At 38.2% G+C, this 15,940-nt stretch carries 14 protein-coding genes; 7 read left to right on the plus strand and 7 right to left on the minus strand.

Going from position 1 to position 15,940, the window contains the following annotated elements:
* Window positions 1-25 precede the first annotated feature (25 nt).
* Window positions 26-1,168 carry an iron-containing alcohol dehydrogenase gene (locus GYM74_RS10965; RefSeq protein WP_220218243.1) on the minus strand — a complete coding sequence of 381 codons (1,143 nt, stop codon included), beginning with the start codon at window positions 1,166-1,168 and terminating at the stop codon, window positions 26-28.
* 222 nt (window positions 1,169-1,390) lie between these two features.
* On the opposite strand from GYM74_RS10965, the gene GYM74_RS10970 reads away from it, so the two are divergent.
* The 7 genes from GYM74_RS10970 to yfaU all read left to right on the plus strand — a co-directional run bounded on the left by GYM74_RS10970 (window position 1,391) and on the right by yfaU (window position 10,068).
* Entirely contained in the window at window positions 1,391-2,308 is a 918-nt protein-coding gene (locus GYM74_RS10970; protein ID WP_220218244.1) for a dihydrodipicolinate synthase family protein, read from the plus strand.
* A gap of 14 nt (window positions 2,309-2,322) precedes the next feature.
* Entirely contained in the window at window positions 2,323-3,591 is a 1,269-nt protein-coding gene (locus GYM74_RS10975; RefSeq protein ID WP_220218245.1) for an MFS transporter, read from the plus strand.
* 28 nt (window positions 3,592-3,619) lie between these two features.
* Window positions 3,620-5,332 (plus strand): dihydroxy-acid dehydratase, encoded by a 1,713-nt coding sequence (ilvD, locus tag GYM74_RS10980; RefSeq protein ID WP_220218246.1) that lies wholly within the window; start codon window positions 3,620-3,622, stop codon window positions 5,330-5,332.
* 479 nt (window positions 5,333-5,811) lie between these two features.
* Window positions 5,812-6,570 (plus strand): IclR family transcriptional regulator, encoded by a 759-nt coding sequence (locus GYM74_RS10985; RefSeq protein ID WP_220218247.1) that lies wholly within the window; start codon window positions 5,812-5,814, stop codon window positions 6,568-6,570.
* Between the two features lie 27 nt (window positions 6,571-6,597).
* Complete coding sequence (gene rhmD, locus GYM74_RS10990) at window positions 6,598-7,803, plus strand: L-rhamnonate dehydratase (RefSeq protein WP_220218248.1); 1,206 nt, start codon at window positions 6,598-6,600, stop codon at window positions 7,801-7,803.
* 138 nt (window positions 7,804-7,941) lie between these two features.
* On the plus strand, window positions 7,942-9,207 hold the full coding sequence (locus tag GYM74_RS10995; RefSeq protein ID WP_220218249.1) for an MFS transporter: 1,266 nt from the start codon (window positions 7,942-7,944) through the stop codon (window positions 9,205-9,207).
* A gap of 54 nt (window positions 9,208-9,261) precedes the next feature.
* Entirely contained in the window at window positions 9,262-10,068 is an 807-nt protein-coding gene (gene yfaU, locus GYM74_RS11000) for a 2-keto-3-deoxy-L-rhamnonate aldolase (RefSeq protein ID WP_220218250.1), read from the plus strand.
* A gap of 755 nt (window positions 10,069-10,823) precedes the next feature.
* Here yfaU and GYM74_RS11005 read toward each other — a convergent pair.
* From GYM74_RS11005 to GYM74_RS11030, 6 genes are all read right to left on the minus strand, one after another.
* Entirely contained in the window at window positions 10,824-11,051 is a 228-nt protein-coding gene (locus GYM74_RS11005; protein WP_220218251.1) for a hypothetical protein, read from the minus strand.
* Window positions 11,052-11,067: 16 nt separating this feature from the next.
* Window positions 11,068-12,000: a homoserine O-succinyltransferase gene (gene metA / locus GYM74_RS11010; protein WP_220218252.1), complete on the minus strand. Its 933-nt coding sequence runs from the start codon at window positions 11,998-12,000 to the stop codon at window positions 11,068-11,070.
* 279 nt (window positions 12,001-12,279) lie between these two features.
* Window positions 12,280-13,092, minus strand: a complete 813-nt coding sequence (locus GYM74_RS11015) for an ATP-binding cassette domain-containing protein (protein ID WP_220218253.1) — start codon at window positions 13,090-13,092, stop codon at window positions 12,280-12,282.
* A 22-nt stretch (window positions 13,093-13,114) separates the two neighbouring features.
* A complete protein-coding gene (locus GYM74_RS11020) occupies window positions 13,115-14,104 on the minus strand; it encodes an oligopeptide/dipeptide ABC transporter ATP-binding protein (RefSeq protein WP_220218254.1) in 990 nt (329 codons plus the stop codon).
* Between the two features lie 2 nt (window positions 14,105-14,106).
* On the minus strand, window positions 14,107-14,967 hold the full coding sequence (locus tag GYM74_RS11025; protein WP_220218255.1) for an ABC transporter permease subunit: 861 nt from the start codon (window positions 14,965-14,967) through the stop codon (window positions 14,107-14,109).
* Window positions 14,960-15,889 carry an ABC transporter permease subunit gene (locus GYM74_RS11030; RefSeq protein WP_220218256.1) on the minus strand — a complete coding sequence of 310 codons (930 nt, stop codon included), beginning with the start codon at window positions 15,887-15,889 and terminating at the stop codon, window positions 14,960-14,962. The genes GYM74_RS11025 and GYM74_RS11030 overlap by 8 nt, the downstream gene beginning before the upstream one ends.
* Window positions 15,890-15,940: the final 51 nt, after the last annotated feature.

Below are 15,940 nucleotides of genomic sequence, written 5' to 3' on the forward strand. Positions count from 1 at the left end.
TTTAACGCTTTTACTCAATACATTATTAAGCGATCTGCTTAAATAGCTCAATCAGTTTTTGTTTATCAAAAAATACCGGATTGGCACCAGCACAGGCATCTTTCATTGAATTTTCAGCTAATAATTCAAAATCAGGATTATTAACACCTAACTCCTTCAACGATTTAGGAATGCCGACTTCTTGCGCTAAATCTTCAATTCTTTTAATCACATAATCAACACACTCTTGATCACTTTTATCTTTTGTATCAAAACCAATGGTTTGTGCAATCACTCTAAATTTTTGCGGTGCATGTTTAGCATTTTCTTTCTCAACTACCGACAACAGCATCGCATTACAAACACCATGCGGTAAATCATAAAGCCCGCCTAATTGATGCGCCATAGCATGCACATTGCCTAGCCCGGCATTACTAAAAGCGATACCATTTAAAAAGCAGGCATAGCTCATCTGCTCTCTGGCTTGAATATCATTACCATTTTTAACCGCTCTGGCTAAATATTTAAAGGTTTGAGCGATAGCATATAATGCTGTTGAATCAGTAACATCCATCGCCCCTTTAGCAACCACCGCTTCAATTGCATGAGTTAACGCATCCATACCGGTTGCAGCGGTTAAGTTGGCAGGTTTGGAAATCATTAAATCCGGATCGCTAACGGTTATTGATGCCAGCGTATTAGGATCGACCATAATCATTTTTACATGTCTACTTTCATCGGTAATAACATAATTAATGGTGACTTCAGCAGAAGTGCCCGCTGTGGTTGCTATTGCCACAATAGGCAAACATTTTTGTTTACTTTTATGCATCCCTTCATAATCGGTAATTTTGCCACCGTTGGTCGCCAAAACCGCAACGGCTTTACCACAATCTTGTGGAGAACCGCCACCGATTGAGACGATAAAATCGCATGCCGATTCTTGACATAACTTGAGTGCATTTTCAACATTGGCAACGGTTGGATTAGGTTTCACATCATAAAAAATAACTGATTCGATACCCTCTTTTTCTAAAATATCAACGACTTTATCGACCGTACCATTACCAAATAAAAACTTATCGCTAACCACAAATGCCTTTTTGCAATTCAATTTTTTTACGGGTACACCTAATTCAGACAGGCAACCTTTGCCTAATAAATTAACCGGCGGAATGTAATAAATCATATTTACCTCTTAAATTAATAACATCTTAAATAATTCCTAGAAAAGAACTTAATTTCATTATACGGAAAAAATAAACATGCAAAAAAAATAATTTTTACAATGAGAGGAGGATCACAAAATTTGTTTTCTTTTAAATTTTCGGATTGCAATTGAAAATTTTTTCACCAATAATCCGTTCAAGACAAAGAAATAAAGTTCTATATGATGAACAAAGGAGAAAAAATGAGTCTGGCAAAATTTAAAGGAATATTCCCACCCGTTCCGACAATCGTCGATAAACACGGGGATCTTGATAAAAAAGGGATGGCTAATTTATTAGATCATCTGATTAACAATGAAGCTGACGGAGTTTTGATTTTAGGTAGCGGTGGTGAGTTTTGTCATATGCCACCTAAACTCCGATTTGAAGTGGCTGAATTTGCGGTTAAGCATATCAAGCAACGTATTCCGGTCATGATTGGTATATCCAGCCCGAGTACCAAAGAAACAATTGAATACGGTCAACATGCAGCTCAAATCGGCGCTGATGCCGTTTTAGTTGTCAATCCTTATTATGCTTTATTGAATAGTGAGGCAATTTATCACCATTATAAAACTGTCGCTGAAAATATTAATATACCGATCCTACTTTACAATTTCCCCGCATTAACCGGTCAAGATATTGGTATAGATATCATTACCCGATTGGCAAAGGATGTGCCAAATATTATCGGGCTAAAAGATACCATTGATAACATTAGCCATACACGGGAAGTGATCAACCAAGTGCATGCTTTCCGGCCTGATTTTATCATCTTCAGTGGATTTGACGAGTATATGCTAGATACGCTGATTTTAGGTGGTCATGGCGGTATTCCGGCTACATTTAACTTTGCCCCTAAAATTACCAAGGGAATTTATAAAGCGTTCAAGCAAAAGGATTATGAAACCGCATTTACATTACAACGTCAATTAGCAAAATTGATGCCTATTTATGCAATTGAAACCCCATTTTTTGCTGTTATTAAACAAGCGATCAAACTCACCGGTATCGATATTTCAACTGAAGTTTTAGCGCCGGTAAAAAAACTACCAAACAACAAACAAGACTTATTAGTTGAACTATTAAAGTCGGCACAAATTCCTATTATCAATAAATAATTGGAGGGATCCATATGAATAATATTGAAAATAAAACCATTCCTAAAGGTCGTTGGAAACATATCATTCCAGCAACCATTTTGGTGTATATAGTGGCATACATGGACAGAACCAATATTGCCATTGGTATTGCAGGCGGAATGAATAAAGATTTAGGTATGACAGCATCGTTTGCCGGTCTTGTCGCAGGAATCTTTTTCATTGGTTATATCTTTTTACAAATTCCGGGTGGTCAAATAGCTGAACGATACAGCGCCAAAAAATTTATTGCATGGACGATTGTTGTTTGGGGAGGTTTTGCGGCGATAACAGGGTTTGTGCGTGATCCGATTCAACTACTAATCATCCGTTTTATATTGGGAGTTGCTGAAGGTGGCGTTTATCCGGCTATATTAGCATTAATTGGGCATTGGTTTCCTAACCATGAAAGAGCTAGAGCAATAGCGTTTTTCCAAATGAATTTAGCGGCAGCATCTATTATTACCGGTCCGTTATCTGGCTGGTTAATTGAAGTTTGGGGCTGGAGAGAGATGTTTATCATTGAAGGCATTATCTCGTTAGCATTGCTGTTTGTTTGGATGCCACTGGTTTGTGATTATCCACATCAAGCTAAATGGCTCGATCCAAAAGAACTCGATTGGTTAAATCAACAATTTGCCAAAGATAAAGCGCTGATAAAATTAGATGATAAAGCCAGTGTCAAAACCGTATTAAGCAGTATCAACTTATGGAAACTGGTGGCCATCTATTTCTTCTTCCAAATCGGTTTTTACGGTTTTGCCCTTTGGATGCCAATGTTAATTAAACAATTGACCGGTAGTGGTATGTCTATTGTAGGGCTATTAACCGCAGCGCCATACATTTTATGTATTTTCGGACAATATTATATTGCCAAATTATGTGACCAAACATTGAATCGTAGACTCTATACCGCCATTCCAATGATTGGATTTGCGATATGTTTAACGTTATCAATATTATTAGAAAATTACACTTGGCTGGCTTATGGAATGATGGTTTTATGTGGCTTTTTCCTACAAGCGTATGCCGGTCCATTTTGGACTTTACCCCCATTATTATTCCCGGCAAATGTGTTAGGCGGAGTACGAGGAACAATCAATGCGCTAGGTAATCTAGGCGGATTTATCGGTCCATACCTTGTTGGTTTATTAACCGTAACTGTAAGTAAAAATGCAGGATTGTATACCTTAGTTGGGGCGTTAATTATGGCAATACTGTTATTGTTCACGCTACCGGCTATCACCGCAAAACCAACAAAATAAAAAAATTAAAACTGCATTGGAGGATATTATGCAACAGAAATGTAAATTTGCCAGGGATCTATGGTCACAATTAGACGCATTACGAATGGGAATGAATTATACCGTTGAAGATACTGAAAAACCACAAGTGCTAATTGACGACTGTTATGGAGAAAGCCACCCCGGAAGTTATCACCTCGATAGTTTAGGTTATGAAGTTATGCTTGGTGTACATGAGCGGGGTGGACGCTCTGTACGTAGTCATGTCACCGATATATGTGACGGCTGGGGGCAAGGTCACGACGGCATGAATTATATACTAGCATCAAGAGAAGCTATCGCAAATATGGTCGAAATTCATGGATCGGTCATACCCTATGATGCCGCGGTACTTATTTCAAGTTGTGATAAATCTGTACCGGCTCATCTTATTGCCGCAGCACGACTTGATATACCATTAGTGCATGTTCCGGGCGGATCAATGCGCCCTGCTCCCAATATGACAACCTCAGACTTAGGCGGTGCCACTGCACAATATAAAAAAGGCGAGATTGATATTAAACAAATTCAAACCTTACAAAGATGTGGTTGTCCTACCGCTGGGGCATGTCAATTTATGGGTACCGCAAGTACCATGCAATGTATGTCCGAAGCGCTGGGATTAGCCCTTCCGGGAAGTGCATTAGCGCCATCGACCATGTCTGAAATTCGAAGAATGGCCAGGTCGGCCGGACACCATGCCATGTATCTAGCCAAAGAAGGGATAACAGCAGGTAAAATCCTTACACCCGCAGCATTTGAAAATGCCATAAAAGTCCACGCAGCAATCAGTGGTAGTACCAATGCGCTCATTCACTTACCGGCAATTGCCCATGCAGCAGGCTTCGAGTTAACAGCAGATGTCTTTGATCGAATCAACAATACCGTACCTTACCTCACCAATGTACAACCTAGCGGACAATATGTCACCGAATTATTATGGTTCGCCGGCGGTATCCCTATGGTGCAATGGATGATTAAAGACTTACTTGATCTGGATGTCATGACCGTGACCGGACATTCATTAGGTGATAATTTGGAAATGATGCAGCAAACCGGTTTCTTTGACCGAAATTTGGGCTATTTGCATAATTACAAATTACAACGAAATGATTTAATCCGCCAACCTAACCAAGAAAAAATGGGATCTATCGCCGTCTTAAAAGGCAATATTGCTCCGGACGGTGCCGTTATCAAATACACGGCTTGTAGTGCTGATATGCATAAACATACAGGACCGGCAAAAGTTTATAATTCTGAAGAAGCCGCTCAAGAAGCTATTATTAATAATCGGGTTAACCCTGGCGATGTTATTTTTATCTGTTATGAAGGACCAAAAGGATCAGGTGCGCCAGAAATGCTAATGACCACGGATGCGATTGTCTTTGATAAACGTCTCAATGGAAGTGTTGCGTTGATCACTGACGGTCGTTTTTCAGGTGCGACACATGGGCCATGTATTGGTCATGTATCGCCGGAAGCGGCTGAAGGCGGTCCAATTGCCCTTGTTGAAGATAATGATATTGTCGAAATTGATGTCCACGCAAGAAAACTCAATATTATTGGTATTAATGGCGAAATGAAATCTGCACAAGAAATTGCTGAAATATTTTCTCAACGAAAACAACAATGGACGCCACCGGATTATTCCAACCGAAAAGGCGTGTTTAAGCAATATACCCAAAAAGCTAAATCATTAATGGCGGGTGCATATATAGAATAACAATAACACAAAGTGCCACCTATCAACATTCGTGGCACTTTAAGTCAAGATCGTATTTACAGTAGGCAACAGCGATAAAATACCGCCCATAGCGATATAGAAGATCCTATCGGCAAACAGATACTAAATAAATGCAGCGTATTGATACAAACTTTTTAAAACGGTTTAGCCGATAAAACCTTAAATAGAAACAGATCTACTAAAAATGATCTTATTTGTTACCACTAAATCGATTCTAACTAAAACCAATTTAATTTAAGACAAAACACAAACAAAAAATTTAATCAATCAAACTTGCTGAAATTCCTCTATATTGGAATAACAACAAAAATTCCAATATAGAGGAATAACCATTTGTTAATTATAGATTTTTTATGATCAAGTTCACAATTATGCAATCAAATAGTTGTTCCGGAATTTGATAATCGTAAAATCGACTTATCCAATATACAGGATAAAAGTACAATATATGGGAATGTATGTCTAAAGTACCCGCTTTACAAAGAACAGTTAAAATTCTGACTTTAATCGCTTCTAAAGGAAAGTGTAGTGCCGCCGAAATAATCAGTAATCTACAAATACCTAAGAGCTCCGCTTATCTATTATTAGAAGAACTAAAATCGTATCAATTTATCAAACAAGATCAGAACGGTGATTATTTTTTATGGATAAAATTAGTTGAGTTAGGTGAACTGGCTTCAAATTGTTTTGATATAAGAGAAATAGCCAAAAAACATCTTGCCCGATTAACCAATCACACCGGGCTTTTAACTCATCTGGGCATTTTAGACAACAATACCGCTTACTATATTTTGAAATGTGAATCACACAGCACAATCAGTGTGCGTTCTTATGTCGGCAAACAAGTATCCCTTTATCGTTCCGGCGTCGGAAAATGCTTATTAGCATTCCAACCTAGTGAAAAAATAGCCGAAATTGTTAAGCAACTGTCCTTCGAACAAAAAACCGCAAATACAATCATGACCACCAGCGCCTTACATACAGAATTAGCAAAGATTCGTCAACAAGGCTGTAGTTTTGATAATCAAGAGGATTATATCAATATAAGATGTATAGCTGCTCCCATATTTAATGCACAAAACAATATCGCAGCGGCCATATCTGCTGTAGGAACAACATTTCAAATAACCGATAAAGTCATACCGGAAATCACAACTAAAATTAAGGAGTGTGCAAAAGATATCTCAAAAGAGTTGGGCTGTCTTATGTACGAATAATTTTTGTAACACAAAAGGAGAAAGTAGATGAAACTACCTAAAATAAAAGAAATAAGGGCTTATTTTATGGGAGGAGCAACCGCCGAAAAAGGGAGCGGCGGGGCAGACTATCACGATCAGGGCGGCCACCACTGGATCGACGACCATATCGCCACGCCAATGAGTAAGTATAAAGAGTATGAACAATCGCGTCAATCTTTTGGTATTAATGTCCTTGGCACACTGATTGTTGAAGTTGAAGCTGATAATGGTCAAACAGGATTTGCCGTATCAACCGGCGGAGAAATGGGATGTTTTATTGTAGAAAAACACCTAAATCGATTTGTTGAAGGAAAATGTGTTTCTGATATCAAATTAATTCATGATCAAATGCTCAACGCAACCATGTATTACGCCGGATCGGGTGGATTAGTGATGAACACCATATCGTGCGTTGATCTTGCCCTTTGGGATCTGTTTGGAAAAGTCACGGATCTGCCTGTATACAAGTTATTAGGCGGTGCCGTCCGTGATGAAATTCAATTTTATGCAACCGGCGCTCGTCCGGATTTAGCCAAATCAATGGGATTTATTGGCGGTAAGATGCCAACGCATTGGGGACCGCATGACGGTGATCAAGGAATAGAGAAAGATGCGCAAATGGTTGCCCAAATGCGTAAAGCATGCGGTGAAGATTTTTGGTTAATGCTAGATTGCTGGATGAGTCAAGATGTCAACTATGCAACAAAACTCGCTCACGCATGTGCGCCTTATAACTTAAAATGGATCGAAGAGTGTTTACCTCCCCAACAATATGAAGGATACCGGGAATTAAAACGCAATGCCCCACCGGGAATGATGGTCACATCCGGTGAACATCATGGAACAATTCAATCATTTAGAACATTATCTGAAACAGGTATTGATATCATGCAACCCGATGTTGGCTGGTGTGGCGGTTTAACCACGTTACTGGAAATTGCAGCCATTGCAAAATCAAAAGGACAACTGGTTGTGCCTCATGGTTCATCGGTGTATTCCCACCATGCAGTAATAACATTTACCAATACCCCATTTAGTGAATTTTTAATGACAAGCCCCGATTGTTCAACGCTACGCCCTCAATTTGATCCAATACTGATTGATGAGCCTGTTCCTGTGAATGGAAGAATTCATAAATCAGTGCTTGATAAACCGGGTTTTGGTGTTGAATTAAATCGTGAATGTAAATTCATTCGTCCTTATTCTCATTAATGATATGAAGAAAAAAACGATTGTTGATTAATGATTGCAGTTTTACAAAAACGTTAAAACTGCAATGTAAGATCCAATAATCTTCTTCATATGAACACTATCTACATCTCTATCATATGTATGGAGAGGGGGGTTTTTATGTCTAATATTCTTGAAAAAGCGGTAAGTAAAACCCGTTTAAGACTTGTACCATTTATGTTAGTGCTTTATGTATTAGCTTTTTTAGATCGTGCAAATATTGGTTTTGCTAAATCTGCCTATCAAATAGATACCGGACTAAGTAACGAAGCATTTGCGCTTGGCGCCGGAATATTCTTCGTCGCTTATGCTTTTTTAGGTGCACCGGCCAATTTATTAATGCGCAAATTTGGCGCCCGCTATTGGATTGGTGGAACAACTTTAGTATGGGGTTTTTTATCCGCAGCAATGGCTTATGCAGATTGTGAATGGAAATTCTTAGCGGTACGGGTACTACTGGGTATGGCTGAAGCGGGCTTCTTCCCCGGTATGATCTACTTAACTTCGCAATGGTTTCCGCAAAAGTATCGTGCCGGAATAATGGGGCTATTTTATATGGGAGCACCTTTAGCGCTCACATTTGGATCACCGCTATCCGGCGCTTTGTTAGAAATGCATGGCTTTTTAGATCGCCCGGGTTGGTACTGGATGTTTATTATCGAAGGCGTGCTTGCCGTGATAGCCGGTGTTATCACCTTCCTTTATCTTGATGACAACATCAGTGATGCCAGATTTCTCAATGAAAATGAAAAACAGGCATTACAAGCAAAATTATCATCCGAAGAAAGTGTAAAAACGACATCTAAAATAATCGATGCTATCAGTAATATTACCGTTTGGCATCTGGCCATTATCTACATGATAATTCAAATAAGTGTTTATGGACTTATTTTCTTTTTACCCACTCAAGTTGCCCAATTAATGGGAACAACGGTTGGATTTAAAGCATCTTTAGTGGCAGCCATTCCATGGATTGCCGCACTATTTGGCACTTATTTTATTCCGCGATATTCTGACAAAGTAGGCGAACGACGAAATATCGCCGCAATAACCCTACTCATCGCCGGTTTAGGCATCGGGATTTCAGCCCTTGCCAGCCCTACCATTGCAATTATTGCGCTGTGTTTTGCCGCTATTGGTTTTATTGCCGTGCAACCTGTTTTTTGGACGATACCAACTAATCTGTTATCCGGCGCAGCGCTTGCCGCTGGTATCGGCTTTATCAACATGTTTGGTGCATTTGGTGGTTTTTTTGCGCCAATTATCCGTGTAAAAGCCGAAACAGTTTTTAATAACAATATGGCTGGTTTACTCACTTTGGCGTTAATCACGATAATCGGTACCTTAACCATATTTATGCTAAAACAGACTAACAAAAATAGTTAATAAACTGAGCTTATTGATTTTATCAATAAGCTCCTAAAAATTTGGAATAACACAATGAAAAATTTATTGGAAAACGAATTTAAACAACAAATTACAAAGGGAAATTTACAAATTGGGCTTTGGTTATCGTCCGCAACATCCTATATGGCTGAAATTGCAGCCACATCACAATATGACTGGTTGCTTATTGACGGTGAGCATGCACCAAACACCGCACAAACACTACTGACACAACTTCAAGCAATTGCTCCATATAAAGCGCATCCGGTCGTACGCCCTTTAGAAGGTCAGCAATCGAATATTAAACAGATTTTAGATATTGGCTCACAAACATTATTAATTCCCATGGTCGAAACGGCCAAACAAGCTAAAGAAATCGTTTCAGCAACACGTTATCCGCCGGAAGGGATTCGCGGTGTTGGGGCGAGCGTGGCAAGAGCCGCCCGGTGGGGAAAAATTGAAAACTACATGCAAAAAGTGAACGATTCGCTTTGCCTGCTGGTGCAAGTAGAAAGTAAAAAAGCATTAGAAAATCTCGATGAAATTGTGATGACTGACGGCATTGACGGGGTATTTATTGGTCCAGCCGATTTGTCCGCCTCCTTAGGTTATCCCGACAATGCAGGACATGAAGAAGTGCAAAAAATCATTGAAAAAACGATCAAAAGAATTAGGCAATTAGGTAAAGCGGCAGGATTTTTAGCGGTCGATATCGAAATGGCCAAAAAATGTATTTCATGGGGAGCAAATTTCGTCGCCGTTGGTGTAGATACCATGCTGTATATGCAAGCGCTTGATGAAAGATTAAGCCACTTTAAACAGCTAGAAAAAACAAATCAATCATCTAATGTTTCTTATTAATTAAGAAAGATAGCCAACTTACATAAAAAACAAAGAAAAAAAATAAACCCCAGTCCTATGGGTAAACTCGATTTTTTTAAATTTGAATAACCAAAAGGCGTCAGTGGGGTTTTTCCTAGGCTTTAACCGTTAATTTTGCTATGCAAATGTGCGAGTAGATCATGGCAGACAAGCTAAGCACAATTTACTAACACTCATCAACCGTTACGACACAATCGAAAAATAGTTATTGAGTAGCTAAACAACGGCAACAAGCATACAGCCGAAAATACCCAAATAGAACAATCGAAGTTAATCCAAAAAACCATAAAAATGTATCATTTACCTATGATAATAGCCCCGATATCAATAATGATATCAACGACTGTAACAGATAAAATGATTGTGATTGAATAAATGTGAGTGTAAAAAAATATTATTTAATTTTTTTATTTCTATTAAAAGGATGTCTTATTGTTTCCACCCAATTTGTTGCAAAAATAGCAGCTATGATAAAAAAGCAAGCTGAATAAAGAATAAAATAATTATCGATTGTGTAAAAAAAAATTTTACGTTCGCTACAAACTGTTATTTGAAAAAAAACCATTGCATATGTCAATATAATTGCAAATCGGCGTTTCCATCTCAAACTATTATTATATTTATAATCTTTTTCAGTAAAACGCCGAAAATAATAACAAATCCAAAGAGTGGTGATTGATATAAAATAATAGATAAAAACAACAATTATTAGCATCAATAATCATCCTTAAAATTTATTTAATCTCATATTGTTCACCATTTGGACTTATACAACGATAGTAATGTCCGGGTGCTTCTTCATTTTCATCAAATGTGAGTACGTGAACTATCACACAACTATCAACTAAATTACCTACATTCGTGATTTTTTCCGGTTCAGATAGACTTAATAACGATTGATTTATACCTTTATCATAAACAAAAATATTTTTTAAATATCTTCTATTACGGACTTTAGCCAAACCATATCATTAAAAATTAATCATCAATCGTCAAATTACGAGTGGTTAAATCAAACGGTGTCAATTGATACACATAGTAGTTAAGCCAGTTGCTAAAGAGTAAATAAGCATGGCTTCGCCATGTTGCTTTGGGGGTTAAATCGGGGTTATTTTCCGGAAAATAGTTATAAGGAATATCCGGATTTATTCCTGCTTTCAAATCCCGATAATACTCATTGGCTAAGGTAAACGAGTCATATTCCGGATGACCGGTGACAAATGCCATACGTTTATCGGCGGTTGCCATTAAATAAGGCCCGGCTATATCTGATTCGGCCAAAATCATTAAATCGGTATAGTTTTTAATTTTATCAATCGGAAAATCGGCATACCTTGAATGTGGCGCTAAAAAAGCATCGTCAAAACCACGGGTTAAAATCGCATTAGGTTGTAAAATTTGGTGTTGATAAACGCCCGATAATTTATGGTTACGGGTGAATTTTGGCAAATCATACAGCACATTTAATGCCGCTTGTACCGCCCAACAAACAAACATCGTTGAGGTCACATGCTCTTTTGCCCAAGCGATGATTTGAGCAAGCTTAGGCCAGTAAACCACATCAGAAAATGCGACTTTACCTAATGGTGCACCGGTAATAATCAATCCGTCAAAATTTTGCTGACAAATATCATCAAAATCACAATAAAAGCTATTTAAATGTTCAACCGGGGTATTTTTTGATTCACGTTGATCGATACGTAATAACTGGATATTGACTTGTAGTGAAGAGTTAGACAGTAACCGTAAAAATTGATTTTCGGTCTCTATTTTTTTGGGCATTAAATTGAGGAACAGGAGCTTAAGCGGTCGAATTTCTTGGGTATTGGCACGAGACGACGTCATCACAAATACATTTTCATTACGAAGCACATCTACAGCAGGTAATGAATCAGGAATACATATTGGCATAACAAAACTCCTAAAAAACAATAAATAATTTTAAACCTCTAAAATAGACGTCTAGAAATCTTTATAGCTAAATATAATGTGTTTTAGCAAGTTTGTCGAGAATTTTATCAGATATATTCGGATAAGATATTTCAAACAAAATCAGACAAATAGTCATGATTACTGATGATTATTCGCACGGATTAATCATGCTTATATTACGATATGATTTGACCGGTGAAACAGCGTAGTAAATAACGTATTTAAGTGCATGTTAAAAAGAATGATTAAAAAATATGGTTAAAAAGCCCGTGTATCGGTACGCCAGGTATCGGCTGTCAATGCTTCACCAAAATAGCTATTGATCAGCTTTTGGGTGATATCACTTAATGGCGAGGCTAATACTTCTGCGGTATTGCCGGATTCGACAAGATCGCCATTATGCATCACTAAAATTTCGTCGCTGATATGTTTCATCATGCCGATATCCTGAGTAACATACACATACGAGATATTTTGCTCAGCTTGCAGTGAAAGCATTAAATTGACAATCTGCGAACGCATAGAGATATCTAAAGCGGCTAACGCCTCGTCGAGAATAATCACCTTAGGTTTTAAAATCAGTGCCCGAGCTAGTGCAACACGCTGTTTTTGCCCAGCGGCCATGACTGACGGATAATAAGAAGCATGTTCCGGCAATAGTCCGACTTGTTTTAATACGCCACTGATCATCTTTTCCCGTTCAAAAGCATCATACTGAGTATTGCACTTTAACGGTATTTCGAGCAATTGACCAATGCGTAGCCTTGGATCGAACGAGCTTTCAACATGTTGGAAGATCATACGAATTAATTGAGAACGGGAACTGAAATCACCATACTCGACTTTGCTACCGTCGATCCATATATCACCGCTATCGGGTTTAATCATACCGACCAACATTTTAGCCAATGTTGATTTACCGGAGCCATTTTGCCCAATAATGGCTAAGGTTTTGCCTTCGTTTAATGAGAAGGATATCGGTTTAACAGCATCGATATACAAATGCCCAAACAGACCTTTTGGGATCTTAAATCGCTTTGATAAGTTACGCACTTTTAATATTGGATTCATGTTATCTTCCTACTATCTATGGTTACTCATCAATATTTAAAGGAAAGTGGCAAGCAACTGCATGATCTTTTATCGGAATAAGTTCGGGTGCTTGAATACATTTTTTTTGCGCATACGGACAACGAGGACCCAACCGACAACCGATCGGTAAATGTTCTAGTGAAGGAATAACACCGGGCAAAGTATTTAACGGACTTTTGTGCGGCATTGATTTACCAAAATCGGGGATCGCATAAATCAAAGCTTGAGTATAGGGGTGATAAGGCGACTTGATCAGATCTTCACTATCAGCAACTTCTACCGTTTGACCACAATAAAGGACATTAATGCGATCTGTCCACCTTGTTACCATTTGTAGATCATGACTAATGAGCAAAATGGTGGTCCCCATATTTTGATTCATACTCGCCAATAACCGAAAGATTTGGGCTTCGGTTGTGGCTTCCATTGCGTTAGTTGGCTCATCGGCAATCAGTAATTTAGGCTGATTTGCCAGTGCAATGGCTATCATGACTTTTTGACATTCGCCTTCGGTTAGTTCAAATGGATAAGATTTTAAGATCTCTTTATGATCTTTAATCCCAACCCGATGTAAAAGTTCGATCGCCCGATTTTTTCGCCAAAATAGGCGTTGCCAAAAGTGTCCTTTAAACGTTCGACGAGGAATCGCTTCAATTAATTGTTGCCCGATTTTCATGGAAGGATCTAAGCACGACTGAGGCTCTTGGAACACCATTGAGATATTGGCACTGATCACTTTACGACGCTGTTTTGGCGTCAATTTGAGCAGATCAATATCATTAAAATAGAATCTATCGGCTGAAATTTTCCAATTATGATTGGTGACCCCTAAAATAGCTTTAGCAATCAGGCTCTTACCCGAACCAGACTCACCCACTAGCCCACGAATTTCACCTTCAGACAGTTTTAAATTGACCCGATCAATGGCACGCAACAGACCGTCAGGCGTGATAAATTCTATGGTTAAATTTCGAATATCTAACAATGCCATAATTATTGCCCTGCTCGTTGGCCATATAATCCATAATTGAATAAATAAACCAGTGTAATTGTAGCAGAAACAGCCAATCCCGGCGCTAAAAATGCTAAAAAGTTGGTGTCGATAATATCTTTCATGGTATACATCATCATCCCTAAATCAGGCCGTGAATAGTCATTGGCAAAGCCTAAAAAAGTGATAGTGGTCATCGCTAAGATAATTGACCCAAACAGTGAAACAATTTCCGTTAAATAAAGCGGTAAAATATTTGGCAAAATATAGTGATTTAAAATGGTAAAACGTGACAAGCCGTCTAGTCGATAGGCGGTAATGTATGTCTTATTCCACTCTTTTATCACTCGCTGATGAATATTATAAATAAAGCGTGGGGCATAAGATAAACCGATAATAATTAATACGTTGGTAATATCATCTCCCAGCAATAAACTGACAACAATGACCCCCAGCAGTGGCGGTACCACCATAAAGAATCGAAAGATAAAAAGAATGAATGGCCGTATAAAAGCGACAAAAAACATCAAATAATTAATTATCCCGCCAATTACAACCACATAAAATACCGCTTTTAAAGTCATGGACATTGTGGAGCGATAACCGATTAATAGATAATCAAAAATATCTTGCCCTTGATGATTGGTGCCCAATATATGATTGATATCACCATTTGCCCACCATGCCGGCGGTAACGAAGCAACATAAATTGGATTTAAATGGGCATGGAAAAACCATTTAGTCGACACTGCCACAAAGGTGATTGCTAATATGCCATAAAAGCCGACAATCGAGTAAAGATTACTATGAAGCTTATTAAAAAATAACTTAATGTTTTTTAATATATTAGCTGAGTTATACATAATGCTCCTTACGGCGCAGTGGATAAATCGCAACAGCGGTTATTTCACCTAATAGGGTTAATAAACTAATCACTGTCCCACAAGCAAGAATAGCAATGGAGATAATAAAATAGTTGTGATGACGATATGCTATCATCACCCACTGCCCTAAGCCAACCCGATTAAAGAGAATTTCGATCACCATAGTTGAAAATAACAGTGTCGTGGTATTATAGGTCAACTGCGGTATCGTGTTCGGAATTGAATTAGGTAATAAATGACGTCGTAACACTCTAAAGGGTGAACGTTCCCGAATAATCGCCATTTTAATATAATTTTGCCGTGAGGTACTTTTGACATTTTGGCTAATTAATTGAATTGTCATAATACTTGGCTGAATGGCAAGTATAATTGTTGGCAGCATCAGATAATGGAGTTGATCAAGTATCGCACTTAGCTTATCTGTTCTTGATGAAGTAAAAATATCCAACAAAGAAACACCGGATACCGAAGGCGATACGTTATAGTTAATCAATACCGTCCAATTTGGTGATATTAAGTGCATCACCACCACAACCAGCATGACTATCGGGCAAGAATAAAATAGCAGACAGCTCAATCGAATCGAACTATTAAGCCAATTAATGTTACTAAGACCCAATAAAATACCGAGCGGTAAACCAATGAGTAACGCTACGATTAACGCCAAAATACACAGCTCAAAAGTCGCTAATAAAGTGTGTAAAAATGGCACGGTTTCACCCGACATCAATCTAAATTGTCCTTGTAGCAATTGCTTGAAAAAAGCTATATAGGCATCGCTAAAATTCAGATTTTGAAAGGTGGAATGAGGAACAAAATAGACAAGACAAAAGCTAATCTGAGCCAGTACGCAGATAATAAATAAAAACGTTACTATTTTTTTAAATATATAGGTAATCATTGTTTATCTTTATCGCTTTAGTGATTGATAAAATAACGGTGAAGATTATCA

This window comes from Gilliamella sp. ESL0405 (assembly GCF_019469205.1).
Classification (GTDB): Bacteria; Pseudomonadota; Gammaproteobacteria; order Enterobacterales; family Orbaceae; genus Gilliamella.

Excerpts from the sequence above, each read along its gene's own strand:
- GYM74_RS10965 (WP_220218243.1), bottom strand. The coding sequence starts at position 1,168 with ATGATTTATTACATTCCGCCGGTTAATTTATTAGGCAAAGGTTGCCTG.
- GYM74_RS10970 (WP_220218244.1), top strand. The coding sequence starts at position 1,391 with ATGAGTCTGGCAAAATTTAAAGGAATATTCCCACCCGTTCCGACAATC.
- GYM74_RS10975 (WP_220218245.1), top strand. The coding sequence starts at position 2,323 with ATGAATAATATTGAAAATAAAACCATTCCTAAAGGTCGTTGGAAACAT.
- ilvD (WP_220218246.1), top strand. The coding sequence starts at position 3,620 with ATGCAACAGAAATGTAAATTTGCCAGGGATCTATGGTCACAATTAGAC.
- GYM74_RS10985 (WP_220218247.1), top strand. The coding sequence starts at position 5,812 with ATGTCTAAAGTACCCGCTTTACAAAGAACAGTTAAAATTCTGACTTTA.
- rhmD (WP_220218248.1), top strand. The coding sequence starts at position 6,598 with ATGAAACTACCTAAAATAAAAGAAATAAGGGCTTATTTTATGGGAGGA.
- GYM74_RS10995 (WP_220218249.1), top strand. The coding sequence starts at position 7,942 with ATGTCTAATATTCTTGAAAAAGCGGTAAGTAAAACCCGTTTAAGACTT.
- yfaU (WP_220218250.1), top strand. The coding sequence starts at position 9,262 with ATGAAAAATTTATTGGAAAACGAATTTAAACAACAAATTACAAAGGGA.
- metA (WP_220218252.1), bottom strand. The coding sequence starts at position 12,000 with ATGCCAATATGTATTCCTGATTCATTACCTGCTGTAGATGTGCTTCGT.
- GYM74_RS11015 (WP_220218253.1), bottom strand. The coding sequence starts at position 13,092 with ATGAATCCAATATTAAAAGTGCGTAACTTATCAAAGCGATTTAAGATC.
- GYM74_RS11020 (WP_220218254.1), bottom strand. The coding sequence starts at position 14,104 with ATGGCATTGTTAGATATTCGAAATTTAACCATAGAATTTATCACGCCT.
- GYM74_RS11025 (WP_220218255.1), bottom strand. The coding sequence starts at position 14,967 with ATGTATAACTCAGCTAATATATTAAAAAACATTAAGTTATTTTTTAAT.
- GYM74_RS11030 (WP_220218256.1), bottom strand. The coding sequence starts at position 15,889 with ATGATTACCTATATATTTAAAAAAATAGTAACGTTTTTATTTATTATC.